21 protein-coding genes and 1 pseudogene are annotated in these 25055 nt (G+C 43.6%); 10 read left to right on the top strand and 12 right to left on the bottom strand.

The window, feature by feature from the left end:
- The first annotated feature begins 38 nt into the window (after window positions 1-38).
- A complete protein-coding gene (locus tag ABLA76_RS09235) occupies window positions 39-242 on the top strand; it encodes a YbdD/YjiX family protein (RefSeq protein ID WP_047769237.1) in 204 nt (67 codons plus the stop codon).
- A 20-nt stretch (window positions 243-262) separates the two neighbouring features.
- A complete protein-coding gene (gene yjiA, locus ABLA76_RS09230) occupies window positions 263-1225 on the top strand; it encodes a GTPase (protein ID WP_348987697.1) in 963 nt (320 codons plus the stop codon).
- Window positions 1226-1573: 348 nt separating this feature from the next.
- Here the strand turns inward: yjiA and ABLA76_RS09225 are convergent.
- Window positions 1574-2140, bottom strand: a pseudogene (locus tag ABLA76_RS09225) (tyrosine-type DNA invertase); the annotation flags it as partial.
- A gap of 949 nt (window positions 2141-3089) precedes the next feature.
- The gene (locus ABLA76_RS09220) at window positions 3090-4415 is read right to left on the bottom strand and encodes a hypothetical protein (RefSeq protein WP_348987721.1); all 1326 of its coding nucleotides are present in this window, start codon (window positions 4413-4415) and stop codon (window positions 3090-3092) included.
- A gap of 989 nt (window positions 4416-5404) precedes the next feature.
- Here ABLA76_RS09220 and ABLA76_RS09215 point away from each other — a divergent pair.
- The 3 genes from ABLA76_RS09215 (at window position 5405) to ABLA76_RS09205 (ending at window position 7267) form a co-directional block, all read left to right on the top strand.
- Window positions 5405-6076 (top strand): CsgG/HfaB family protein, encoded by a 672-nt coding sequence (locus ABLA76_RS09215; protein ID WP_047769240.1) that lies wholly within the window; start codon window positions 5405-5407, stop codon window positions 6074-6076.
- Between the two features lie 157 nt (window positions 6077-6233).
- Window positions 6234-6602: a DUF4810 domain-containing protein gene (locus ABLA76_RS09210; RefSeq protein ID WP_348987696.1), complete on the top strand. Its 369-nt coding sequence runs from the start codon at window positions 6234-6236 to the stop codon at window positions 6600-6602.
- Window positions 6602-7267 carry a DUF799 domain-containing protein gene (locus ABLA76_RS09205; protein WP_348987695.1) on the top strand — a complete coding sequence of 222 codons (666 nt, stop codon included), beginning with the start codon at window positions 6602-6604 and terminating at the stop codon, window positions 7265-7267. The genes ABLA76_RS09210 and ABLA76_RS09205 overlap by 1 nt, the downstream gene beginning before the upstream one ends.
- Window positions 7268-7329: 62 nt before the next feature.
- On the opposite strand, the gene ABLA76_RS09200 is transcribed toward ABLA76_RS09205, so the two are convergent.
- Both ABLA76_RS09200 and ABLA76_RS09195 read right to left on the bottom strand, forming a co-directional pair.
- Window positions 7330-8670 (bottom strand): MATE family efflux transporter, encoded by a 1341-nt coding sequence (locus ABLA76_RS09200; protein ID WP_348987694.1) that lies wholly within the window; start codon window positions 8668-8670, stop codon window positions 7330-7332.
- Between the two features lie 369 nt (window positions 8671-9039).
- A complete protein-coding gene (locus ABLA76_RS09195; protein ID WP_047769246.1) occupies window positions 9040-9396 on the bottom strand; it encodes a YacC family pilotin-like protein in 357 nt (118 codons plus the stop codon).
- 815 nt (window positions 9397-10211) lie between these two features.
- On the opposite strand from ABLA76_RS09195, the gene hpt reads away from it, so the two are divergent.
- Window positions 10212-10757, top strand: a complete 546-nt coding sequence (gene hpt / locus ABLA76_RS09190) for a hypoxanthine phosphoribosyltransferase (protein WP_047769248.1) — start codon at window positions 10212-10214, stop codon at window positions 10755-10757.
- Between the two features lie 199 nt (window positions 10758-10956).
- Here the strand turns inward: hpt and can are convergent, their stop codons facing one another.
- Entirely contained in the window at window positions 10957-11610 is a 654-nt protein-coding gene (gene can / locus ABLA76_RS09185) for a carbonate dehydratase (protein WP_285808426.1), read from the bottom strand.
- A 185-nt stretch (window positions 11611-11795) separates the two neighbouring features.
- Between can and ABLA76_RS09180 the strand changes: the two genes are divergently transcribed.
- Both ABLA76_RS09180 and ABLA76_RS09175 read left to right on the top strand, forming a co-directional pair.
- Entirely contained in the window at window positions 11796-12719 is a 924-nt protein-coding gene (locus ABLA76_RS09180; RefSeq protein WP_348987693.1) for an ABC transporter ATP-binding protein, read from the top strand.
- Window positions 12719-13489, top strand: a complete 771-nt coding sequence (locus tag ABLA76_RS09175; RefSeq protein ID WP_348987692.1) for an ABC transporter permease — start codon at window positions 12719-12721, stop codon at window positions 13487-13489. The genes ABLA76_RS09180 and ABLA76_RS09175 overlap by 1 nt, the downstream gene beginning before the upstream one ends.
- A 71-nt stretch (window positions 13490-13560) precedes the next feature.
- On the opposite strand, the gene panC is transcribed toward ABLA76_RS09175, so the two are convergent.
- The 7 genes from panC to sfsA all read right to left on the bottom strand — a co-directional run bounded on the left by panC (window position 13561) and on the right by sfsA (window position 19733).
- Window positions 13561-14418: a pantoate--beta-alanine ligase gene (gene panC / locus ABLA76_RS09170; protein ID WP_047769255.1), complete on the bottom strand. Its 858-nt coding sequence runs from the start codon at window positions 14416-14418 to the stop codon at window positions 13561-13563.
- Between the two features lie 39 nt (window positions 14419-14457).
- The gene (panB, locus tag ABLA76_RS09165) at window positions 14458-15249 is read right to left on the bottom strand and encodes a 3-methyl-2-oxobutanoate hydroxymethyltransferase (RefSeq protein WP_348987720.1); all 792 of its coding nucleotides are present in this window, start codon (window positions 15247-15249) and stop codon (window positions 14458-14460) included.
- Between the two features lie 32 nt (window positions 15250-15281).
- Entirely contained in the window at window positions 15282-15764 is a 483-nt protein-coding gene (gene folK, locus ABLA76_RS09160) for a 2-amino-4-hydroxy-6-hydroxymethyldihydropteridine diphosphokinase (protein WP_348987691.1), read from the bottom strand.
- Window position 15765: 1 nt separating this feature from the next.
- Window positions 15766-17124, bottom strand: coding sequence for a polynucleotide adenylyltransferase PcnB (pcnB, locus tag ABLA76_RS09155; protein WP_348987690.1), 1359 nt, complete (start codon window positions 17122-17124; stop codon window positions 15766-15768).
- 311 nt (window positions 17125-17435) lie between these two features.
- The gene (gene gluQRS, locus ABLA76_RS09150) at window positions 17436-18314 is read right to left on the bottom strand and encodes a tRNA glutamyl-Q(34) synthetase GluQRS (protein WP_348987689.1); all 879 of its coding nucleotides are present in this window, start codon (window positions 18312-18314) and stop codon (window positions 17436-17438) included.
- Window positions 18315-18370: 56 nt separating this feature from the next.
- Window positions 18371-18826 (bottom strand): RNA polymerase-binding protein DksA, encoded by a 456-nt coding sequence (gene dksA / locus ABLA76_RS09145; protein WP_074019168.1) that lies wholly within the window; start codon window positions 18824-18826, stop codon window positions 18371-18373.
- A gap of 196 nt (window positions 18827-19022) precedes the next feature.
- Window positions 19023-19733 carry a DNA/RNA nuclease SfsA gene (sfsA, locus tag ABLA76_RS09140; RefSeq protein ID WP_348987688.1) on the bottom strand — a complete coding sequence of 237 codons (711 nt, stop codon included), beginning with the start codon at window positions 19731-19733 and terminating at the stop codon, window positions 19023-19025.
- 103 nt (window positions 19734-19836) lie between these two features.
- Here sfsA and hrpB point away from each other — a divergent pair, with 103 nt between their 5' ends.
- Window positions 19837-22317 carry an ATP-dependent helicase HrpB gene (gene hrpB, locus ABLA76_RS09135; RefSeq protein WP_348987719.1) on the top strand — a complete coding sequence of 827 codons (2481 nt, stop codon included), beginning with the start codon at window positions 19837-19839 and terminating at the stop codon, window positions 22315-22317.
- Window positions 22318-22366: 49 nt separating this feature from the next.
- Window positions 22367-24841 carry a bifunctional glycosyl transferase/transpeptidase gene (gene mrcB / locus ABLA76_RS09130; protein ID WP_348987687.1) on the top strand — a complete coding sequence of 825 codons (2475 nt, stop codon included), beginning with the start codon at window positions 22367-22369 and terminating at the stop codon, window positions 24839-24841.
- Window positions 24842-25055 lie beyond the last annotated feature (214 nt).

Genomic DNA, 25055 nt, shown 5'->3' with positions numbered 1-25055 from the left:
TAGGTATAGAACAAAGAACAAGCCTTGGAGAACAATTTATGTTTGGTCATCTTGGTCGGGCAGGCAAGTATTTGGGGCAGGCTGCCCGCATGTTGGTGGGCGTTCCCGACTATGACACCTATGTACAACATATGAAGGAAAACCACCCAGATAAGCCTTATATGTCTTATGAAGAATTTTTTCGCGAACGTCAGAATGCTCGCTATGGTGGCGATGGCAAAGGCGGGATGCGTTGCTGTTAGTGAAAAATCGGGAAACGAAAATGCAACCAATATCAGTCACGATCCTGAGCGGTTTTTTGGGTTCAGGCAAAACGACGCTGCTGCGTCATATTCTTAATGCCAATCATGGTTATAAAATCGCCGTCATTGAAAATGAATTTGGCGAAGTCCCTATTGATAATGAATTGATTGGTGATCGGGCAACTCAGATTAAGACATTAAGTAACGGATGCATCTGTTGTAGTCGTTCGAATGAGCTGGAAGATGCATTATTGGATCTGCTGGATAGCTTGGATAAAGGGCAGATCGACTTTGACCGCTTGATTATCGAATGTACAGGCATGGCTGATCCTGGCCCGATTACGCAGACTTTCTTTTCCCATGAAATTTTGTGTCAGCGTTTTTTGCTCGATGGCATTATTACGCTGGTGGATGCGGTTCACGCGGAACAACAGTTAGATCGTTTTTCCATTGCACAGGCGCAGATAGGATATGCAGACAGTATTCTTTTAACCAAAACAGATGTTGCTCCCGTTCATGATGCTTTAGTTGAACGTTTGCAGCGAATCAATGCCAGAGCACCCATTCACAAGATTATTCAAGGTGAAGCTGATTTAGACTTACTGTTCGATATCGAAGGTTTTATGTTGAATGACAAACTGACGGTTTCGGCACCTATTTTTCGATTTGTACCCAAACAACAAAATTCGGTTCAGTCGATTGTCATTAACTTGGCGTACCCAGTTGAACTGCTAGAAGTTTCTAACCTGATGGAAGAGCTATTACTGAGTTTCGCGGATAATCTCCTGCGATACAAAGGCATTCTTGCTATCAAAGAAGAACCACGGCGGTTACTGTTTCAAGGGGTTCAGCGTCTGTATAGCGCAGATTGGGATAGAGAATGGCGCGATAATGAAGTACGTGAAAGTGTGCTGGTTTTTATTGGTATAGATCTGCCGGAACAGAAAATTCGTGAAAAATTTGCGGAATGGGTTGAAGCATAATTGATTGGGTAATCACTTTTTGTGGAATTTTAATTGATAATTTTTATTTCTTATTGAGCAGTGAAGTTATTTATATAAATTCGCTGCTCAAGTTTAAATGAAAATTTATATATTGACCGGTTGAGCTTAAGTTTTTTTAAAGAATAAACTTAGGTTATTTAACAGGTGGAAAACAATAAAAATAAAATAAATTTACAAATTGAGTTTGCCATACGTAAAAAATAGTCCTTTATCTTAGATTTTCATGGCATTGTCTATTTTATCTGCCAGCAATCTCCACAAATTCATTAGTGGAGATTGTTACAATAACCGATCATGTTAGTGAAAACAGCAGAAAAAATAACACAACTATTTAGAGTGAGACTCCCAAATTCTGGAAAAACGTTTCACATTACTGGCGGTGTAAATTACAGTATGTGAAATATTACGGTGTCCGAGATAGTCTTGAATCAAGCGGGTATCACGACCGAGATCAGCTAAAGCATAACCACAAGCGTGCCTTAACATATGCGGATGTGGAGAAACACTGACAGATGCCTGCTTTCCATAACGTTTTAATAAACCATAAACTTGTTGCCGTGAAACAGGACCCGATTTTTGAGAGAGAAATACCCACGGAGAATCGGCTTCACGCCATTTTTGACGAATATCTAGCCATTTATTTAACGCTTCAATTTCCTCTGGAATTAAAGGATGTGTGGTTGAAAGCCCACCTTTTAACCGTCTGATGTGAATGATCGCTGAATTCAAATCGAGATCAGATAGGCATAGATTACATAACTCACTTACCCTAAAGCCGTGAATGAAACACATTAACAGCATGCAATAATCCCGCTCTGCGTGACGTCCTTGTTTTGTTGCTGCCAAAATTGCGTCTATTTCGTATCGGGTTAAAAACTTACGTTGTTTCATGAAATTATCATTCCTATGAAATCAGAGAGATAAATTGTGAACAGCAAGGTATTTAAGTTAATCGAATACAACAAAACATTAATGTTTTTTAAACATGATTAGCTAAATGCCTGATTAATTTAATTGGAATAACGCAAATAAAAAGTTGCTGCTTATTTTTAATGAAAATGCTAATTGAAATCGTATAAATACGTGTTATGTGATTCTGATACACAGAATGAGGCAATCATAAATAGAATTCCATATATAAAAACAGCTCTATTGAACTTTACAACTAATCATTTAGCTTGGTTTGTTTTTTAGTTTTTTATTCTTTTAAAAATCCTTTTAAGTGTATTGGGTTTGTATTTTTACTGCATTTAGTGGAAAAAGTAAATGATTTATCTAATTTGTTTAGATAACGCTTTATTATTGATTGAAAATTAACTCTTATTTGGTGTTTTTGAAATAATATTTTTATTTTTTGTTTATTATTGGATTTTTATTCTGAGTGACTGCGTTTTTGAGAGAAAAAAGGGGAAATATTGAGGGAGGTTAAGGGATAATGCTTGGAATAACATCAGGTTAAAGTAAGGGTTTTCGTTAACTTGATAACATTTGTTATAGTTTCTTTTGTTTATTATATTTTTATTTGGACTGCGCTTTTTGGTTGTTTTTTGTTCATTTTGTGAAATTAAATTAAATAGATATTTTTCATGATTAATTAAATATATACCAATCCAACTTCAATATGCGTGTTATATTTCCCTGCGCAACGGGGAAATATAAGGCCTCGCGTCGTCTTGCGGATTGCAACTTGAAGTTTATCGAGTCATCCTTAAAAGGATTCTTTAATGAATAAATGAAGGCGATTTTGTAGGACGTTGATTAGTTGAATGCGCCTTATATCCCCTAACAGAGAAAGACGAGGATATAGGGCGCACGGGGTAAACCTTAATAATAAGCCCTCATATCAGGAGAAGGCCAGGAAAGGGGAAATACAGAGCAAGATCCCAGTAAAGATGATCAAGATGAGCGATATCCCTTTGTAATGGTGTAGTCCAGGGAGCTTGTAGACCAAATAAGCCGGAATAAGGCAGCCAACAATGCCAAATATTGGGCTACAAATAGAAGTAAAACTTAATACCGGGGCATTCAGGAGGATAGCGCCCCATGCCAATAAGATGGCAAAAACCATGATGCTTTTTTGTACCCACTTTTCATTGATCTTTTCGGCAGGCACCAGGCGATTAAGAATATTCATGGCAATGCCTTGGCTGGCTTCGCGAAACCCAAGGTAAACACCAAAAAACGCAGTCATCACGGCAAAGACATTGAGCATGATACTGACGGCAATAACCCAACCGCCGGGAAAGAATTGGGCGGCAATGGCTAATGCTGAAATATTCTGTTCATAGGCTTTGAGCGCTTCATCATGTCCCATTGCCAGCGTAAAAGAGATGGCATAGAAAAATACGGTACAAAACAGGATACCAAAGGCAATGTTCATAGCTCGCAGTGCCTTGTGACGGGCAACTTCACGGTTTTTCTCCCGATTGCGATAAGAAATCACCATTGGGCTAAGTGTTTGGATAAACAGGATGGATGTGAGCGTAAAAGGTAACGTGATGATGGCTTGTTTGATCAATAGCCCCAGGGGAGGTAATGCTCCGATATTGTAAAGATGCCACATACCGATCATGGAAAATCCTAATGCCGCGATAACAAATAACTTTGTTATGACCATTAGACTGGATATTTTGAACAGTAATTGTTCACCTTGGGAAGCGATAGCGACTAATACACAGATTAATACCAATCCATAAAGCGGATTTTTCGATATTAATTCATCAGTGATCCCAAAGGTTTGCAGGTAAGAAGCACTATCATTGGTTATCGCAGTGGAATAAACAAACATCCAGATCACCAGCATAATAAAGTAGAGTATTCCTAACAGCATGCCCCAATTTTTACCAAGATAACCACTGATAACACTAGGATAATCTTTGCATTCTGGTGACTCGGCAAGGGTATTGATGAAGAGCCGTTGAAAGAGATACATGGCAGGATAACCAATAATGGAAGAGAGCAGAAAAACCCACAATCCCATCAATCCAACCTGAACAGGCAAGAAAACAATTCCGGCCCCGATTGCCATACCAATACTCATAATGACCCAACCGGTATCGATATGGTCAAATTTTATTGCTTTTTTCCACTCTGCCTCCGTCATGTTGGCGCGTTTGGCCGATGGCGATAACTGTGACGTGACATCATTGTTGTTTGTTGCTGTTTTCATATCTTTTAGTAAGTGAATTATCGTTTGCTGATCGTCAATGATTTCGATTTCAGGGAAAAAATTTTCCCTAAACATGCCATCTGATATGGCGTTTGGAGAACAATGTCTTCATAAAGAAGAAATTGCAAAGGGAAACGGCGTAAAAAGAGTTGCTGTTTTTATCATATTGATAAACAACGCTATTCATTCGCTATACGAAGGTATTTGTGATATTGACAATTGGAACAATTATAAAGAAAAGTTGAGTATTTTCTATTATGTTTTTATCACGTCTGTATCTGTTCAAAACACCTGGTCAGGATTTAATCCTTTTAATTATTAACATTATGCTGTATTTCAGCATATTAATCTAGATTTTTTTACTAGTGAACGGAGGCGATACCTATCTTAATCCTGCTTATTGATTAAAAATGAAAGGAAATCATAATTTAATTAGTCAGCTTTCTTTTACTATGGTTTTTTAGGTGATGAAAACTAACGGAACAGTGTCATTGATAGAATAGTATTCTATTAAAGTGTTAAGGTTAAAAATATATACTAATCCAGCATTCAAAATGCGTGTTATATTTCCCCGCGCAGTGGGGAAATATAAGGTCTCGCGTCGTCTTGCGGATTGCAACTTGAAGTTTATCGAGTATATATAGATTGTGGTTTATGTTTTATCTGAAATTAACCCGATCTAATTAATTTGATGGAATAAAGCTGATTTATAGATAATGATGAAAAAACTAAAATGTAAAGAGCTTAACGCTATTTTTCTATTTTTTAGTAACAGGAGTTAAAATTAAGTTACCAGGTGATTACTCAATAAGTATTTTTAATGATTTAAAATCAATCAATGACTTGGTTTTATCCGGCGAGTTCTTATTAATTAAATGGACTTTTACTGTAACTATATTTATTATTCCACTTTTATATTAGCGATACGATATGTTCTGTATAAAAAATAGAGCAGACTTATTTGAACCATCATTCAGGAAGATATAATAATGAAAAGAAAATTCACATTGGCTTCACTTTGTCTGGCCTCCCTCATGCTGGCCGGTTGTGCAACGGAATCTTCATCAACACTTCCAGTACAAAAAGTCACTTCTTATAAAACGACCTATGCCGGCATTCGCAGCCCGATTGCCGTGGGTAAATTCGAAAACCGTTCAAGCTACCAAAATGGCATTTTCTCTGACGGCATTGACCGTTTAGGAAACCAGTCAAAAACTATCCTTATAACGCATTTACAGCAAACAGGACGTTTTAATGTATTGGAACGCACCAACCTGGCCGAGTTGAAAATGGAAACGGACTTACAGGGTAAGGTTCAAAAATTGAAAGGAGCTAATTACATTATTACTGGTTCTGTGACTGAATTTGGCCGTAAAGAAGTGGGTGATCACCAGCTATGGGGCATTTTGGGGCGTGGCAAATCACAAATTGCTTATGCAAAAGTGATGCTGAATATTGTGAATGTAGAAACCTCTGAAGTTGTTTTCTCTTCTGCGGGGGCAGGGGAATATAAACTTTCCAGCCGTGAACTGATTGGATTCGGTAGTACTTCCCGCTATGACTCTACCTTAAATGGCAAGGTATTGGATCTGGCGATCCGTGAAGCAATTAATGATTTGGTCGCTGGTATTGATAATGGTGCATGGAAGCCAACTAACTAATTTTTAAATATAAATACCTTCTTATACACGATAAACTTCAAGTTGCAATCCGCAAGACCTTATATTTCCCCGCTGCGCGGGGAAATATAACACGCATCTTGAAGTTGGATGGGTATATATATTGATAAGTGAAATATTTTTTAGGGAAAATAGCGGTATGTATTTGATAAAAAAGACGGGGATGTTGCTGGGATCACTATTAGTAGCGGAATCATTAGTGGGATGTGTCAACGCACCTAAGACCATATATGAATGGGGAAATTACCAATCAACTCTATACCAATATTACCAGCAGGATAAAACGGGACCACAAGAGCAGCTTCAGGCATTGCAAAAAGTGGTTGAACAAGCTAAGGCTAAAGATAATCCGGTTCCACCGGGTTTGCATGCACAAATGGGATTGCTTTACAGCAATATCGGCAATATTGGGGATGCATTCCAGCAGTTTGAGATAGAGAAAAATCTATTTCCTGAATCAGCACCTTACATGGATTTTTTGTTAAGCAAGAATAAGGGAGTGAAATAATGAAGCGTTTTCTGGGGGCGATTGGTTTCTTATTTCTGCTGGTACTAGCAGGGTGCGCTAACAATAAACCGTATGATTATTCAGCCTTGAGAGAAAGCAAACCTAAATCTATTTTAGTTCTGCCTGCCATAAATAAGTCCGTAGAAGTGCAGGCTTCTGGCAGTTTTCTGTCTCAGGTGACTTACCCGCTGGCAGAATCCGGCTATTATGTTTATCCCGTTGCGGTAGTTGAAGAAACCTTCCGCCAAAATGGTGTCACAGAAGCGCAGGATATCCACGATATCAGCTATAAAAAACTGTATGACATATTTGGTGCAGATTCCGTTCTTTACCTGAATATTACCCAATACGGTACGCAATATCAGGTGATTAACAGTGATACCCGTGTCAGTGCGACAGCTCGTCTGGTGGATTTGCGCACGGGTAAACAACTGTGGAATGGTTCCGCGACAGCATCTTCCACAGAAAATGATAATTACTCCAGCGGCGGTTTGATTGGGATGTTGGTATCAGCAGCCATCTCCCAGATCGCAAATACCGTTATGGATAGAGGTCATGATATTGCAGATATCACCAGTAATCGTTTGTTAAGTGCGGGTGGATATGGATATGGCCACCTACTGTATGGCCCACGTTCAGAATTCTATGGTAAAGAAAAATTATAGGATTTGATGGGAATAAAATGCCGCAGACAAATTTGCGGCATTTTTTACTGTTATTTTTTTAACTAGACATCCAATCGCTTGGCTTGCCATCTTTTAGACTTCCAACGCCAAGAGTTCACTAACCCGCGGATCCACTCGTCGCAGAAGAATCCTATCCAGATCCCCAAGATCCCCATTCCCATAGTAATTCCTAGAAAATATCCGACTGGAATAGAGATTCCCCACATACAAATTAACGCGGTATAGAGTGGAAAACGAGCATCACCGGAAGCGCGCAGGGCATTGACCATCACAATGTTGAAAGTGCGTCCTGGTTCCAAAAATACCGAGAGCAGGAACAAAGGCAGCAGAAGTTCAACAATCTTCTGATCTTCTGTCATGAAATAGAGTAGTGGCTCCCTGAAAATCCAGAACATTAAGACGATGCCTACTGTAACAATCACACCAATTCTCAGGCTCTTCAACCCCCGAAGATAGGCATCTTCAAAACGCTTTGCTCCAACAAGGTGACCAACCATAATCTCATTGCCAATGCTGATAGAGATACCAAACAACATAATGAACAGAGATAGTTGGAAGTACAGCGTTTGCGCGGCCAGAGACATTTCACCCATCAGGCCGATAAATGCCTGTGCAGTCATATATTGCAGGATCCACACCAAATTTTCACCCGCAGCGGGTAAACCGATGTGCAGGATTTTTCCCAATATATTCTTGGACCAGCTCACGAGCAATTTAGGTTCGAGTTTGAGCTTCAAACCACAAAACAGTAATCCGAAGAGCAGAATAACAGCCACAGTACGGCCAAATACCGTAGACCACGCTACGCCTTCAAGCCCATATTGAGGTAGTCCAAAGAATCCATACAGCACGATCATATTGCCGACAATGGTCAGCAAGTTGGCAATCAGCGTGACATACATGGCCGATTTCGACTTGCCATATACCCGCATACAGGCGGCCAGAATAATTGAAATCGCTTCGGGGATCAGACAGATACCAAGAACATGCAGATAAGCGAACCCCTCTTCCATCAGATTTTCAGGCAGGTTCATGAGATGCAGGATCTTATAACCGAAGAACACTGTAACCAGCGCACAACTGAAACCCAACAGAAAATTAAAGGCGATGGAAATATGAATCGCCTGACCTGCTTTATTGCGTTTCCCTGATCCCAGATATTGCGCGATGACAACACTGCAACCTACGCTAATGAAGTTAAAAATTGTAATAAAGAGATCAAAAACATGATTACCCACTCCCATTGCAGCAAGGTAAGCAGTAGAAATATGGCTGACCATATACGTATTAATTAATAACGTCGCCATATGCAGAAAGATATCAATGAAAATCGGCCAGCTTAATGAAAAAAGCGAGCGATCAACAACATCAGACTGATGCATTAGTAAAACCTATTTATTAGAAGTGAAATGGAGGGTCTTTTGCGGTGTGACATACCCAGAAAGCATAGTTGATTTTACAGGGTTTATTGATGATTTGATAGGCAGACAAGCGATTTATGTCTTCATCTCCTGCGGTAATTGCCGTAGGAGTCAGGTGTTGTGGCATTGTTTTCCAAAAGAGTCTGATAAACACGGTAAATTGGGTTATCTTACCGTTGAGTTGTTAAGTCCAGATCATGCTCCCAATGCTTAGATATTGTGAGAAACTCCCCGCTCTTCCTCCATTGTGATCTTCATCGGCTGCACATAGTAGCCGGTAATTCACATATCCGTCACTTGGTTTTAACATGAAATTAATCTTGGAAGTATTTAAAAGGAACTTTTTATATAGGAGAGCAGGCTGAGGGAGTTCTTTGCAAGAGAACGGCATTTAACCTCATGAGGTAAGTTGATATCCTTTAAGTCATTGTAACCTAATTGATTTAGTTCTTGCATTAACTGACTATCATAGTTACTGAGATCCCACTTGTTACGTTGGGCAAAATAGATAATTGTACGTTTAATTTGAAAATCTGGGATTTGGCTATAGCCGCAGTCATGTTTTAGATAGATATAGACGGCTGTCAGATCAGCGAGATCTTCAGCTTCATTCTCAGACAGCGCTGTTGCTGGTTGAGCAAAACTAAACAGAGCCAGAATGTACGCGAATAAGGCAATTTTTTGCATAATTTCTATTATACTGATTTTCTACCGTTTTACTTAAATTAACATATTAATATCTTTGTTAGCCAAACTTTATTTGCTTCAATTTAATAAAATGGCCGTTTTTTCTGCCAGTGAGCTTATGCTATTGAGCACGATATAAATAGTCACATTCATTTTTAGCTTTGATTTGTGATTGTTAAAAAAATCAACTGGTTATTTTCCTCTCAGCCTGACCGCGTTTGAACCAGTGTCAAGCGGTATCTGGATGCATATGCAATCATTGGCCGATTTAGCGAAATAATTTCTCTTCCAAACGAAGAAGCGGGATAGCTTGCTGTCTTAGCCGCACTTGTTGCTCAGTCGTGAGCGTGCGTCATCTGTTTTCATTCATACAGGATATCAGATATGAATTTATTCCGGTTAAAAAGTGTTCTATTTCAGGGGGGGGATCCCGCCCGATATGCGATATAAGTGAATTCAAGTTGCCAGGAATGGCAAAAATAATATTGATAGCCAGAATGGGAGCGTCCATGACGGCAGATCCCTCCCTCTAACTGTAAACAAGGTGGATAGGTTACAGCAATCACTATCTAATACTTGACTCATGGTACTACGAGTGTGTAGCCGCATTCACCTCAAACCCCTATTTGTAGGTAGTCATAGATTCACCCTTCTTTTACTGTAGGTGATGAATTCTGATATGCTTTGCAAAATATTTTGTTCTCATGTTTTCTTGTGTGTGCGTTTTTGTGTGGTGAACGGTATATCAATCGGGGTATCACTTTGGGTAAAATGCCACATGGTTTATTTAAATTTTTAATTAAAAACATATAGTTATGAGTGAATTAAAACATATTGTAGAAGTAATGATCTCCGAACAAGAGGTTAAGCAACGTATTGCTGAGTTAGGGCAGCAGATTACAGAACACTATCGTAACAGCGATCGTGAATTAGTGTTGATTGGCTTGTTAAGAGGGTCGTTTATCTTTATGGCAGATCTATGCCGTGAAATTCAGGTTCCCCACGAAGTGGATTTTATGACTGCATCCAGCTATGGCAATGAGATGAGTTCTACCCGCGATGTGAAAATCCTCAAGGATCTGGATGAAGACATTCGTGGTAAAGATGTGCTGATCGTTGAAGATATTATCGACTCAGGCAATACACTGAACAAAATCCGCGAGATTCTGGCGCTGCGTGAGCCTCATTCACTGGCGATTTGTACTTTATTGAACAAACCCTCTCGCCGCGAAGTCGATGTGCCAGTTGAGTGGATGGGTTATTCAATCGAAGATAAATTTGTCGTCGGTTACGGCATTGACTATGCACAGCGTTATCGCCATCTGCCTTATATCGGACATGTCATCTTGCTGGAAGATTAATTTTTGCAATAAGCAAAAATAATCAATTTGGTATATACCAATCCAACTGCAAGATGCGTGTTATATTTCCCCGTGCAACGGGGAAATATAAGGCCTCGCGTCGTCTTGTGGATTGCAGCTTGACGTTTATCGGGTAGAAGCAAATGGCAGCTTTGGGGCTGCCATTTGTTTTTCTAATAATAGATTGCCTTTCGGGTTACTATTTTGTCTGAGATAACTTGGAAATAGCCTGACGGTAATTAAGTTCCAATTTTTCACGGCTGTCAGCGGTAATATCCAGATCATGTAACTCCCCATCCTTCAAACCATATACCCAACCGTGGATCATCACTTTCTGCCCACGTTTCCATGCAGATTGCATAATGGTTGAGTGGCCAAGGTTGTAAACCTGTTCAATGACATTCAATTCACACAGGAGATTCAGCCTGTCGTTAGGCGGTAATTCACCCAGCATGGAACTGTGTTTGTACCACAAATCACGGATATGGAGCAGCCAGTTGTTGATTAAGCCCAATTCAGTGCCATCCACAGCAGCTTCAATGCCACCGCAACCGTAGTGACCACAGATGATGATGTGCTCAACCTGCAAAACATCAACGGCATATTGTACAACAGACAGACAGTTTAAATCGGTATGGATAACAAGGTTAGCGACGTTTCTGTGTACAAAAAGATCGCCAGGGGCTGCATCAATCAGCTTTTCGGCAGGTACTCGGCTATCAGAGCAGCCTATCCACAGAAAATGGGGTTTTTGTGCTTTTGATAATTCTTTGAAGAACAGGGGATTTTCTTCGTTTACGGACTTTGACCACTGTTTGTTCCTGGCAAACAGCTCTTCAATTTTTCTCATCATAACTAATAGCCTAGTAACATTTTTGAGATAGAATCATATACAACATTAATTGAGAATTTAATATTTAATTGAAGTATGTTTTTTTATTGGTCCCCTATTATTGCGAAGAAATAGGGGAAAAATAATGGCATACTTTCTCTCTTGCAGCAGTCAGAATTAGCAAATAATAAAGGTATTTTTTACTTATGGCTTACGCATTGGAATTGACGCAGCTCACGAAAGTCTATGAGAGTGGAGTGAAAGCGCTGCGGGGGATTGATTTGCGTGTAGAAGAAGGTGATTTCTACGCGCTTTTAGGGCCAAATGGCGCCGGGAAATCGACCACGATAGGGATTATTAGTTCCTTGGTTAATAAAAGTGGGGGGACGGTCAGGGTTTTTGGCTACGATATTGATACGGATCTCATTAATGCCAAACGACAGCTTGGCCTTGTTCCACAGGAATTTAATTTCAATCCATTCGAAACAGTGATTCAGATTGTCTTAAACCAGGCGGGATATTATGGCGTTCCACGCAATCTGGCGCAGGAACGGGCTGAAATCTATCTTACTCAATTGGATCTATGGGAAAAGCGCAACGAGCGTGCCATTCGTTTATCTGGCGGTATGAAACGGCGTTTAATGATTGCCCGTGCCTTAATGCATCAGCCGAAGTTGTTAATTCTTGATGAACCTACAGCGGGAGTGGATATCGAACTGCGCCGATCGATGTGGGAATTTTTGAAAGAACTGAATGCGCAGGGAACCACAATCATCTTGACGACTCACTATCTTGAAGAAGCTGAGATGCTGTGCCGTAACATTGGCATTATCCAACATGGTGAGCTGGTGGAAAACACCAGCATGAAAAACCTGCTCAGTCAACTTGAACGTGAAACATTCTTGCTGGATTTATTACCAAAAGAAGCAAAGCCTGTTATTGACGGCTACGATTACCGTCTGATTGATGCAGTCACGCTGGAAGTAGATGTTAAACGTGGGCAGGGATTAAATGATGTTTTCTCCCAGTTAAGTACGCAGGGCATACAAATCAGCAGTATGCGTAATAAAGCGAATCGCCTGGAAGAGCTGTTTGTCGGATTGACCAATAATAGTCAAGGAGAGAGGTAATGATCCAATTATACTGGGTGTCTCTGAAAACCATTTGGATTAAAGAAGTCACCCGCTTTGGGCGTATTTGGGTACAGACATTACTGCCGCCGGTGATCACGATGTCTCTTTATTTCGTTATCTTCGGCAATCTGGTCGGTTCCCGCATTGGCGAAATGGGGGGGGTTGGTTATATGCAGTTTATTGTGCCCGGGTTGATAATGATGTCAGTGATCACCAACTCTTACTCTAACGTTTCTTCGTCTTTCTTTGGCGCTAAGTTCCAGCGCAGCATTGAAGAAGTACTGGTCGCTCCGGTTCCAACCCATATCATTATTGCTGGATTTGTTGGGGGGGGCGTAGCGCGTGGGGTATGCGTTGGCATCCTGGTGACACTGGTTTCCCTATTGTTCGTACCGCTACAGATACATTCATGGGGAATGGTGGTGATCACTTTGCTGGCAACATCAATCTTATTTTCATTGGCGGGGCTATTGAATGCTATTTTTGCGAAAACGTTTGATGATATCAGTATTATTCCAACATTTGTGCTGACCCCGTTAACCTATTTGGGGGGCGTATTCTACTCCCTTACCCTGTTACCTGCTTTCTGGCAGATAGTGTCAAAACTAAATCCCATCGTCTATATGGTCAGTGGCTTCCGTTATGGTTTTCTCGGTATTATGGATGTTTCTCTGGCGATGACGTTAGGTATGCTGGGGCTTTTTATTGCTGGATTCTATCTATTGGCCTGGTATCTGATTGAATCAGGGCGAGGGCTGAGAACTTAATAGCCAAAAAATTTAATACTCCGCCGTTGATTGCGGCGGAGTGACGGTATGCACATATCCCACAATTAAAATCAGTCAGCCAAATCAACTTGCTGATTATCAATCAGCCGGGTTTGCCCTAACCATGCCGCCATTAGAATTACGGCTTTTTTACTTTGTGCCGTTAATGGCATCAGGTTTTCTGCATCACGAATAAATAACTCATCCGGCATAAAGCCTTCTTCCCGCAAATGTGCAGATGCCAGCTCAATGAGTCGTTCAGTATCGCGTTCACCATTTTTCAGCTTTTCTGCCATACATTGCATAACTTTATTCAGCAAAGGCGCAAATTTTTTCTCTTCAGCGGACAGAAGGCTATTACGTGAGCTGAGTGCCAATCCAGTTTTATCACGGACAATCGGCACGGAAACCAAGGTAATATCGTAAGCCATATCTGCAATCATCTTGCGGATAATCTGTAATTGCTGGAAATCTTTTTCGCCGAAATAAACCAGATCGGGCTGGATCAGGTTAAACAATTTGCTGACAACGGTAGTGACGCCACGGAAATGTCCTGGTCGGCTGGCACCTTCAAGAATATGGGAGAGTTCAGGGACTTCGACAAAAGTTTGGTTGCCGTTTAAACCATGTGGGTACATCTCGTTAGCATTAGGGGCGAATATCAACTCGACATTGCGGCGGCTTAGTTTTTCGCAATCTTCCTGCAAGGTTCGAGGATAATTGACCAGATCGTCTTCTCGATCAAATTGCATCGGATTGACGAAGATACTGACGATAACAACGTCAGCCTGTGCTTTGGCAGTATCAACTAACGCCATATGACCATCATGCAGGTTTCCCATCGTAGGGACGAAGGCAATACGTTTGCCCGCCTGACGCCAACGCCGGATTTCTCGGCGTAAAATGGGGATCGTTTCTATGATCAGCATTGCTGTACTCCTTTAATTAATCGTCATGCTGGAGAATATTCAGTTGAACGAGTGTGCCGGGTCGGGATAGGTGCCGCTTTCTACTTGTTCAATGTACAGGCGAATGGCATCCCTCATATTGCCAGTTTCATTGAGGAAGTCTTTAGCAAATTTAGGTGGTTTTGCGGTAATGCCCAAGGCATCATGCATCACCAGAATTTGACCGTCAGTCATATTGCCTGCCCCAATGCCAATAACCGGAATGTCCAGTGCTTCAGTAATACGCTGCGCCAGTGCAGTCGGAACACATTCTAGCACCAAGAGTTGCATACCTGCTTTTTCTAAGGCAATCGCATCGTCAAATAACTTTTGGGCTGAGGCGTCATCGCGTCCCTGAACTTTATAGCCACCGAGGACATTGACGGATTGTGGTGTCAGACCTAAATGACCGCAAACGGGGACGGCTCGTTCGGTCAGCATTTTGACGGTATCACATAGCCAATCTCCGCCTTCAATTTTGACCATATTGGCACCAGAACGCATGAGTGCCGCCGCATTACCAAAACTTTGTTCGGGGGTTGCGTAGCTCATGAAAGGCATATCTGCGATGAGAAAAGCATGAGGGGCACCAGCACGAACACTTCGGGTGTGGTAAGCGATATCTTCAACGGTAACGGGCAGGGTAGAGTCAAATCCCTGTATAGTCATGCCGAGTGAATCACCAATGAGCATGACGTTAATACCTTGTCCGGCGAAAAGGTGGGCGAAACTGGCATCGTAAGCGGTGATGGTTGCAAATTTGCGCTTTTCTTTTTTTAACTGACTGAGATCAGCCAGGGTGGTTGATTTCATCATTCTCTCCTGAATAGTTATACCCTCTATTTTTATAACCAAAGCGTCAGGCCATTTTCTGGCACTTTTTTTAATTGCGCTGTCAGGGTTTCTCCATCGGGAAACACAAGGTCAGGTGCAATTTCTGCAAGTGGATAAAGCATGAATTCACGCTGTTTTAACCCATAGTGGGGAACTGTCAAGCGTTCGGTGTTGATGATGTGATTACCAAACAACATGATATCCAAATCGAGCGTTCTCGGTCCCCAGCGTTCGTCTTTACGAACGCGTCCTTGTTCCCGTTCGATTGCTTGGGTGTGATCAAGCAATGTTTCTGGTGATAACTGCGTTTCCAATGCGACGGCTAGGTTGAGGTAATCTGGTTGATCCTGTGGTCCCATTGGTTTGGTTCGGTAAAAAGAGGATCGAACAATGAAAGTGGTATCAGGGATCTTTTTCAGGGCAGCAAGCGCGTTATTGACTTGCTGCAAAGGTTCGGCCAGATTGCTGCCAATGGCAATATAGACTCGAGTCATATTAACCGTTATTCCTGTGATAGCGAGCGCGTCCAACACGACGGGGGCGTGTCCGGCGGCGAATGGGTTCGTTGCCCAGATCAGATATCATTTCACGCTGTTGTGGTGATGTTGACTGTTGGAATTCAGCCCACCAATGTACCAGTTCTTTCAGGTCATGGCGTGGCTCAATGCTGGCGCGCAATTCCAGTAAGTCATACGCCGCGCGGAACTTCGGATGTTCCATTAACTTATTTGCTCGTTTTCCTTGACGGCGTGGCAAACGAAGCTGGAGTAACCAGATATCGCGCATGGTGGTGGTATAACGTTTCGGGATCGCAATGGAATGACACTGTTCATCAAGAATATCATTCATTGCTAACGCAAAGGCGTCGTAATACTGTAATCCACCTTCCTGTGTCAGCTTTTCCGCATGTTCAATCAAGGGATACCATAGCATGGCCGCAAATAAGAAAGCGGGATTCACTCTTTTGTCACTTTGTAAGCGAAAATCGGTATTTTTCAGCACTTGTACTAACAGCTTTTCCATTGACGAATCACCACGTTGGGTGAAACCCGGTTGAATAAGCGGAAACAATGACTGGAACAGATGATATTCGCGCAGCAGTTTATAAGTCCTGTAACCCTGTCCTGTTTGTAACAGTTTCAGCGATTCTTCGAACAGACGTGCCGCTGGAATATCTTTCAACAGAAATGCCAGGCGCGGGATAGGTTCAGCGGTAGCTGGCTCGACAGTCATATCCAGTTTGCTGGCAAAACGGACAGCCCGCAGCATACGCACGGGGTCTTCCCGGTAGCGCGTTTCGGGATCACCAATCAGGCGAATGATACCTGCGTTCAGATCGGCCATGCCCCCGACGTAATCCCGCAGTGAGAAATCTTCAATGCCATAATAGAGGCTATTGATTGTGAAATCACGACGAACGGCATCTTCTTCTACTGAACCAAAAATATTATCCCGCAGTAACATGCCGCTTTGAGCTTTATGTGACTGGTTCCGGTCATTGCTTTCAATTTGATCATGTGGCCCGCGGAAGGTGGCAACTTCAATCACATCAGGGCCAAACATGATATGGGCAAGGCGAAAGCGACGTCCGACAAGGCGACAGTTACGGAACAGTTGACGAACTTGTTCAGGTGTAGCATTGGTGGCTATATCAAAATCTTTGGGTTTTTTGTGCAGCAGCAGATCACGAACTCCACCACCGACCAGATAAGCTTCAAAACCTGATTTATTTAGGCGATACAGAACTTTCAAGGCATTATCACTGATGTCCTTGCGTGAAATTGGGTGCTGGTCGCGTGGGATCACCGTGATCGGAGAGTCCGAACGTATTGCCTTTACGGGTTTTTTCTTCATTTTGTCGTTTTCGGCATGTGATGAAGATGAATGATTCCCTCTGCTACGTTTACGCAGAGGACTGCTCTCTGTTTGAGCAGAATGGTCAGATACGGTGACTGGCCTTTCACTGACTGCCGGTGCGTCGCGCTTTGTTCTGTGATCGCGGATTAATAAATTACGACAGAAAGTTGCTACTCGGTTAAAAATGGTACACCTCGGTAGTGACTGATCAATTAAAACAAAAACAGCCGCCAATCATAACTTACTGGACATTTTTTGAGAATGCTTACAGTACCAATAGAAAGACTTTATTTAACTTAGTCTATTCACTAGGTTTTTTTTGGCGGAACCGCGTTTATATTCCAACCGACGATAGCTTGCTGTAGCAGTTGATCTGTTGTGAGATCCTGCCAGCCTGCAATAGTGGGCTGATTCAGAAATGATAACGCATCAATAAGCAATGGTCTTGGGTCGCTCAATGGGATCGGCTGGGCATGATTTTGCTTAGAAAGTTTATTTCCCTCTTTATTTAGCACGAGAGGTAAATGCACATAATCTGGTGTTGCAAAATTCAAATGCTGATACAGAGATAGCTGGCGAACCGTGGGATCAATTAAATCAGCTCCTCTGACAATTTCAGTGACACCTTGAGAGTTATCATCAATAACAACGACAAGATTATAGGCAAATAAACCGTCTTTGCGATAAATAATGAAATCTTCCTCAGCCATTTTCGTAGGTACGGTGATATGGCCTTGCAATTTATCGTAAAAACCATAAACCGGATGGCGTTGTTTTAGACGAATGGCAGCATCGTGAGTGGGCAGGTGCAAATGTCGGCAATGACCATGATAAAAGCCGCCTAGTTGTTGAATGTGTTGGCGGGTGCAGGTGCAGTAATAGCTATCACCTTGCTGTTTTAATTGATCGAGGATAGCACGGTAAGCGTCATGGCGCTGGGATTGATAGAGTACCTCACCATCCCAATAAAGCCTATAATGCTCAAGGGATTGCAATATCCGCGTGGCGGCTCCGGGAACTTCCCGTGGGGGATCAATATCATCAATACGCATCAGCCATTTTCCTTGGCAGGCACGGGCTTGCAGATAACTGCCCAATGCAGTCACCAAAGAACCAAAATGGAGATCGCCGGAAGGAGATGGCGCAAAACGGCCAATATATAACGAGGGATGTCTGGATTGATTCATCGTCGATTCAACATAGGGGCATACGGCGCATTTAGCGCCGTACTTAACCCTATTGGTTAGCCAGCCATTTGTTTTTCACGAATTTCGGCCAACGTCTTGCAGTCAATACATAAATCGGCTGTTGGCCGAGCCTCTAAACGGCGGATGCCGATTTCAATCCCACAGGCTTCACAATAGCCAAAGTCTTCTTCTTCGACCTTTTTCAGCGTTTTTTCGATCTTTTTGATCAACTTACGCTCACGATCCCGATTGCGTAATTCAAGACTGAACTCTTCTTCTTGCGCCGCACGGTCAACTGGATCAGGGAAGTTTGCTGCCTCATCTTGCATATGAGATACAGTACGGTCTACTTCATCCCTGAGTTGATTGCGCCATGCTTCCAGAATCAGCTTGAAATGCTTTAACTGGGCATCGTTCATGTATTCTTCGCCTGGCTTTTCCTGGTAAGGTTCTACCCCAGCGATGGCGAGAATGCTCAAGGACGAGGTTTTACGTTTTTGCCCTTCTTGCATATTGCTTCTCCTTACACACGCACTATCAAACGACCCCCCGATAAGAGGGGGAAAAAAAATAGGCCGCTATAAATAGCAGATGACTGCGAGGTTGGCAATTGTTCCTGCCATTAGTTTTGCAATGGTGTGAAGGCAGGCATGTTTACTGCCTAAATATGTTGCAAAACCCCTCTTGTCAGTATGATTTGTTTACAAATTATCCCATTGATACGAAAGGTAATTTGTCACTTATAACCATCCCGTTTTCTGTCATGCTGGCCTTATAACAGATTACTTCGACCCCTGATTGGCATGCTTGTTCCAAAAGAAAAGCATAATCATGGTCAATATGTTTTGCTGCTGCAACCTGGCTGATCCCAGAATGTAAAACAGCAAATAACAAAACAGCCCGCTGGCCTTGTTGTGCTATCAATGATAGCTCACGTAAATGTTTTTGCCCTCGAATTGTGACCGCATCAGGAAAATATCCATAATTTTCTTGTAACAATGTGACTGACTTGACTTCAATATAGCAGCTAACTTTTTGTTTTGATTGTAACAATAAATCTATGCGACTTTTCTCTTTGCCATAGCCAACTTCACGACGCATGTGCTCATATCCAGATAATTCCGAGATAATATTTTTTTCAATAGCTTGACAGGCCAGGGCATTGGCTCTGAGGGTATTGACACAAATCCAGTGACCATCCTGGGTTTGCGTGAGTTCCCAGCTATTGGGGTACTTGCGTTTGGGATTATCGGATGTGGAATACCACACGGTATCCCCTGGCGTGGCACATCCTGTCATGGCACCCGTATTGGCACAATGTATAGTGAGTATTTCTCCTTCTGGCGTGAGGACATCCGCAAGAAAGCGTTTATAACGGCGGATTAAGGTAGCCGGTTTCAGGGGAGGTGAAAATTCCATAAACTTTCCTTCATAACCCGTGGGCGAATGAAATCAAAGGCGCTAATGCTACAATGGCATCCACTGAAAGTTAATTCATTATGGTGATCCTTTGTCATTGCCCATGTGTGATCTATTACCCATTTATGACGTGGTTGGCTCCGTTATTGCTGCATTGCAAACGTCGAAGCAAGTGTTATTACATGCGCCAACGGGCGCTGGAAAATCGACCGGATTGCCATTGGCAATTTTACAGCAGGCGCAGTTGCCGGGGCGCATTATTATGCTGGAACCGCGGCGCATTGCTGCACGGAGTGTGGCTGAACGCCTTGCCGAACAACTCAATGAACCTGTTGGTATGACCATCGGCTACCGGATGCGTTCGGAAACTAAAGTCAGTGTTGCAACACGGATTGAGGTTGTGACCGAAGGGATTTTGACGCGTATGCTGCAACAAGATCCTGAATTGAACGGCATCTCTTTGGTCATTCTTGATGAATTCCATGAACGCAGTTTACAGGCCGATCTTGCATTGGCGCTGCTGCTGGATGTACAGGAAGGGTTGCGCGATGACCTGCGTATCTTGGTGATGTCGGCAACATTGGATAACCAGCGCCTTTCTTCTTTATTACCCGATGCGCCTGTGATTGTGTCAGAGGGGCGTAGTTATCCGGTAATCAGGTCATATCATCCACTTCCTTCTCATCAACCTTTTGAACAATCCGTTGCATCGGCGGTACTGCGTTTATTGCAGCAGGAAGCGGGATCGTTATTGCTGTTTCTGCCCGGTGTCGGTGAAATTCAGCGGGTATTGTCGCAATTGGCCGGTAAGATCAATGACGATACGCTGTTGTGTCCATTGTATGGGGCATTGTCGTTGGCAGAACAACGCAAGGCAATCACACCGGCGCCAGTGGGGATGCGTAAAGTTGTACTCGCTACCAATATTGCAGAAACCAGTTTGACAATTGACGGTATCCGGTTAGTGGTAGACAGCGGACTGGAACGCGCCGGCCGATTTGAACCGAAGAGTGGCCTGACACGCTTAATGACCCAACGCATCAGCCAGGCATCTATGATTCAGCGGGCAGGGCGGGCTGGACGACGAGAGGCAGGTGTCTGTTGGCACTTATTTAGTCAGGATCAGGCAGAAAGAGCCAGAGAGCACAGCGAGCCGGAGATCTTGCATGCAGATCTAAGCGGCCTACAGCTCTCTTTACTACAGTGGGGATGTCGTGACAGTAACCAACTTCATTGGTTGGATAATCCACCACAACCCGCATTGGCGGTTGCAGGTTCCCTGTTGCTGCGCCTTGGGGCGTTGGACGACAACCAGCAACTGACTTCCCGTGGTTGGCAAATGGCGGCATTCGGCAGTGAACCCCGTTTGGCGGCGATATTGTGTTCAGCTCAGGAGAGCGAAGATAAAAAAGGCGAAGGCTGGGCAGCATTGATAACAGCAGCGAAATTGGTCGCCATTCTGGAAGACCCCCCGCGTCGTGGACAGCCTGACCTTCTCTATTGGATGACGACAAATCAGCGTCATTGGCAGCAACGAGCCAATCAGCTGGTCAGGCGTTTTACAAATCAACGGGCGGATAAACCAAGCCATGCTGAAAACCTGAGATTGGATCTTGTGCCTGAACTCCTGGTGCAGGGTTTTCCAGACCGGATCGCCAAAAAACGTGATAATCTTGGCCGTTTTCAGTTAGCCAATGGCTTGGGGGTGGCACTGGAACGTGAAGAGCCGCTGTCGGGAGAGGCTTGGTTAATGACTCCCTCATTACAGCAAGGAAACAGCCATCCTGATGCACGGATTTTGCTTGCCTGCCCGTTGGCGATTGAACAGACCATAAAGCAGCACCCTCTTCTGTTTACTGAGCATACAACCGTGGAGTGGGATGATAATAAAGGTTCGTTACGGGCGTGGAAGCGTTTGCAATGTGGTCGGTTAATTGTTAAAGCACAGCCACTGGCAAAACCTTCGGCGTCGGAATTACAGGAAGCCTTGCTGAATTGGGTCAGGCAGGAAGGGTTGTCGGCATTAAATTGGTCACCGGAAGCGTTGCAGTTGCGCATCCGCCTGCAAAGAGCGACAGAATGGTTACCGGAGGTGGAATGGCCTGCGGTTGATGACGAAGCATTGTTGAACTCCCTTGAACAGTGGTTGCTGCCCGCCTTGGGTGATGTTGATGATTTAAAAGGCTTGCGCCAGATTGAGTTGTCCTCCTGTCTGATGGGATTGCTTGATTGGCAACAGCGGCAAATACTGGATAATGAATTGCCTGCTAATTACACTGTGCCAACGGGTAGCAGGATCACTATCCGGTATTTCCATGATAAGCCTCCTGTACTGTCAGTGAGAATGCAGGAAATGTACGGAGAGCAGCAAAATCCAGCATTGGCGAAAGGACGGGTTTCAGTTGTCATTGAATTGTTATCTCCCGCCCATCGTCCATTACAGATCACGCAAGACCTTGCCGCGTTTTGGCAGGGAACGTATCGTGAAGTGCAAAAAGAGATGAAAGGGCGTTACCCCAAACATTTGTGGCCGGATGATCCTGCCAACACCGCACCGACCAGGTACGTGAAAAAACAGATGTAGTTGTTTGTATTTATCTACCTGTATTTAATAAATAGTTGGAGAATTCGTTATGTCTGATGATGATCGTCAGCCAATCGGACGTAAGGGTAAAAAATCAGAACTTCGTCGTGGGCGAACATCTGATAAACGCAATCAGCGGGATGACTATGATGATGAAAATGATGATGTTGACGACAACGATGAGGATGAAGTCATGACGAAAAAAAGGAAGAGCGCCCGCAGTCCTAAATCCCGCCCGCCTAAAAAAAGAGGGCACTGGTTTTTGTGGTTGCTGCTGAAAATCTTTATTGTACTGGCGGTACTCATTGTCATTTATGGCTTCTATCTGGATAACAAAATCCGCAAGCGTATTGACGGAAAAGTCTGGGATTTACCGGCCGCAGTGTACGGACGGATGGTCAATCTTGAACCCGGTATGAATTATAGCAAGGATGAAATGATCCACTTGCTGGAAGGCATGCAGTACCGAAGCGTGACAAAGATCACCCGTGCAGGGGAATTTGTCGTCAGGGGGAATAGCATAGAGATGCTGCGCCGCCCATTTGATTTCCCTGATGGTAAAGAAGAGCAAATTCAGGCTCGACTGACCTTTGATAATAACCATCTTGCCAGCATTGAAAACATGGAAAACCAGCGGCAGTTTGGTTTTTTCCGTCTTGATCCCAAATTGATCACAATGATGCAATCACCGAATGGTGAACAGCGCCTGTTTGTCCCGCGTTCCGGCTTTCCTGATTTACTGGTTCAGACGTTGCTGGAAACAGAGGATCGTTACTTTTATGAACATGATGGCGTCAGGCCGCTTTCCATTGCCCGTGCGTTTTTGGCTAACCTGACGGCAGGACGTGCGGTTCAGGGGGGAAGTACCCTGACGCAGCAATTAGTGAAAAACCTGTTCCTCTCCAATGCACGTACCTTTAGCCGTAAAGCGAATGAAGCATATATGGCGTTACTGATGGATGCGCGTTATAGCAAGGATCGCATTCTGGAATTGTACTTGAACGAAGTTTTTTTAGGACAAAGTGGTGATGAGCAGATCCATGGTTTTCCATTGGCAAGTCTGTACTATTTTGGTCGCCCGATTGATGAATTGAGTTTGGATCAACAGGCGTTGCTGGTGGGCATGGTCAAGGGGGCCTCGTGGTATAACCCATGGCGTCATCCTAAAACGGCGCTGGAGCGGCGCAATGTGGTTTTGAAAATTCTCCAGAACCGGAACATCATCAATCAGGAACTGTATGATTTACTGAGTGCCCGTCCATTAGGGGTAAAACCGAAAAGCGGGGTGATTACACCACAACCCGCCTTTATGCAATTGGTTCGTCAGGAATTGCAGGGAAAATTGGGCGATAAAGTCAATGATTTGTCAGGGGTAAAGATCTTTACTACCCTCGATCCTGTTTCGCAGGATGCGGCGGAAAAATCCGTTGAAGAGGGCGTTGCTGCCCTGCGAAAAGTACGCAAGATGGATGATCTGGAAGGGGCGATGGTCGTTGTTGACCGTTTCAGCGGTGAGGTTCGCGCTATGGTTGGCGGCTCCCAGCCGCAATATGCTGGATTTAACCGGGCATTGAATGCCCGTCGTTTGATTGGCTCGCTTGCTAAACCTGCTACGTATCTGACGGCACTGAGCCAGCCGGATAAATATCGCCTGAATACCTGGTTGGCGGATGAACCTCTCTCTGTCCCCCAGGCGGGGGGAAAGCCCTGGGAACCGAAGAACTTTAGCCGTACTTTCAGCGGGCGTGTCATGCTGATCGACGCGTTAGCGCGTTCGATGAATGTGCCGACCGTGAATTTAGGGCTGGATGTCGGGTTAGACCGCATTTCCAGCACCTTGATTGCATTGGGTATTCCTGAGAAAGAGATCCAACAGATCCCGGCTATGTTATTGGGCGCGATTAACCTGACGCCAATGGAAATGGCACAAGAATTCCAGACGATTGCCAGTGGGGGTAATCGGGCGAAACTTTCTGCGTTACGCTCCATCATTGCTGAAGATGGTACGGTGATTTACCAGAGCTATCCACAGGCAGAGCGTGTTGTACCGCCACAGGCCGCCTATCTGACGCTATACGGTATGCAGCAGGTTGTGGAGAGAGGTACAGGGCGTTCACTGACAGGGAAATATGGCAAATATCACCTGGCAGGCAAGACCGGAACAACGAATGATCTGCGTGACAGCTGGTTTACAGGCATTGATGGCAAAGAAGTTGCGATTGTCTGGGCTGGGCGTGATAACAATGGGCCGACCAATTTGACCGGAGCGACAGGTGCATTGACGATTTACCGTCGTTATCTGGAAAATGAAACGCCACTGGAACTGAATAACCGTCCACCGGAAGGTATTGTGGATATGTCCGTCAATGAAGATGGCAGTTTCAACTGTGAAGGAAGCGGTATCAGAGTATTACCGGTTTGGACTGATGATCCTCAGAAGTTGTGCCAGCAATCGGCACAACAGCCTATCGAGGAGAATGAAGAAGAAGCGCCTGGCTGGCTACGTGAGATGTTTGGTCAGTGATAAGTTATTGGTAAATCATACACTAAGCAGTACCGTATACTTTAGATAGAAAAAGGGCTTCATTGATGCTCTGATCATCGTCGCTAAGCTAATATCAAAACCACGGATGTCCAAAATGCCCCAAGATGACGACTAAACTTGTAGCGATTCAAAATGATTAGAACGTCTTTACTCGTTATAATACCGGCCTGATTATGGGCCGAAGGCCATTCAA

The organism is Xenorhabdus sp. SGI240, assembly GCF_040081915.1.
In the GTDB taxonomy this organism is placed as follows: domain Bacteria; phylum Pseudomonadota; class Gammaproteobacteria; order Enterobacterales; family Enterobacteriaceae; genus Xenorhabdus; species Xenorhabdus bakwenae.
Note: the sequence above shows the minus strand (reverse complement) of the source record. Positions and strands in the feature narration are given on the sequence as shown.

What these genes read in the sequence shown, in the direction of transcription:
- panC (WP_047769255.1), bottom strand. Translation starts at nt 14,418, where the DNA reads ATGCTGATCATAGAAACGATCCCCATTTTACGCCGAGAAATCCGGCGT.
- mrcB (WP_348987687.1), top strand. Translation starts at nt 22,367, where the DNA reads ATGTCTGATGATGATCGTCAGCCAATCGGACGTAAGGGTAAAAAATCA.
- ABLA76_RS09235 (WP_047769237.1), top strand. Translation starts at nt 39, where the DNA reads ATGTTTGGTCATCTTGGTCGGGCAGGCAAGTATTTGGGGCAGGCTGCC.
- ABLA76_RS09195 (WP_047769246.1), bottom strand. Translation starts at nt 9,396, where the DNA reads ATGCAAAAAATTGCCTTATTCGCGTACATTCTGGCTCTGTTTAGTTTT.
- panB (WP_348987720.1), bottom strand. Translation starts at nt 15,249, where the DNA reads ATGAAATCAACCACCCTGGCTGATCTCAGTCAGTTAAAAAAAGAAAAG.
- hpt (WP_047769248.1), top strand. Translation starts at nt 10,212, where the DNA reads ATGAGTGAATTAAAACATATTGTAGAAGTAATGATCTCCGAACAAGAG.
- folK (WP_348987691.1), bottom strand. Translation starts at nt 15,764, where the DNA reads ATGACTCGAGTCTATATTGCCATTGGCAGCAATCTGGCCGAACCTTTG.
- ABLA76_RS09215 (WP_047769240.1), top strand. Translation starts at nt 5,405, where the DNA reads ATGAAAAGAAAATTCACATTGGCTTCACTTTGTCTGGCCTCCCTCATG.
- ABLA76_RS09220 (WP_348987721.1), bottom strand. Translation starts at nt 4,415, where the DNA reads ATGAAAACAGCAACAAACAACAATGATGTCACGTCACAGTTATCGCCA.
- ABLA76_RS09175 (WP_348987692.1), top strand. Translation starts at nt 12,719, where the DNA reads ATGATCCAATTATACTGGGTGTCTCTGAAAACCATTTGGATTAAAGAA.
- pcnB (WP_348987690.1), bottom strand. Translation starts at nt 17,124, where the DNA reads ATGAAGAAAAAACCCGTAAAGGCAATACGTTCGGACTCTCCGATCACG.
- ABLA76_RS09205 (WP_348987695.1), top strand. Translation starts at nt 6,602, where the DNA reads ATGAAGCGTTTTCTGGGGGCGATTGGTTTCTTATTTCTGCTGGTACTA.
- can (WP_285808426.1), bottom strand. Translation starts at nt 11,610, where the DNA reads ATGATGAGAAAAATTGAAGAGCTGTTTGCCAGGAACAAACAGTGGTCA.
- dksA (WP_074019168.1), bottom strand. Translation starts at nt 18,826, where the DNA reads ATGCAAGAAGGGCAAAAACGTAAAACCTCGTCCTTGAGCATTCTCGCC.
- ABLA76_RS09200 (WP_348987694.1), bottom strand. Translation starts at nt 8,670, where the DNA reads ATGCATCAGTCTGATGTTGTTGATCGCTCGCTTTTTTCATTAAGCTGG.
- sfsA (WP_348987688.1), bottom strand. Translation starts at nt 19,733, where the DNA reads ATGGAATTTTCACCTCCCCTGAAACCGGCTACCTTAATCCGCCGTTAT.
- hrpB (WP_348987719.1), top strand. Translation starts at nt 19,837, where the DNA reads ATGTGTGATCTATTACCCATTTATGACGTGGTTGGCTCCGTTATTGCT.
- ABLA76_RS09210 (WP_348987696.1), top strand. Translation starts at nt 6,234, where the DNA reads ATGTATTTGATAAAAAAGACGGGGATGTTGCTGGGATCACTATTAGTA.
- gluQRS (WP_348987689.1), bottom strand. Translation starts at nt 18,314, where the DNA reads ATGAATCAATCCAGACATCCCTCGTTATATATTGGCCGTTTTGCGCCA.
- ABLA76_RS09180 (WP_348987693.1), top strand. Translation starts at nt 11,796, where the DNA reads ATGGCTTACGCATTGGAATTGACGCAGCTCACGAAAGTCTATGAGAGT.
- yjiA (WP_348987697.1), top strand. Translation starts at nt 263, where the DNA reads ATGCAACCAATATCAGTCACGATCCTGAGCGGTTTTTTGGGTTCAGGC.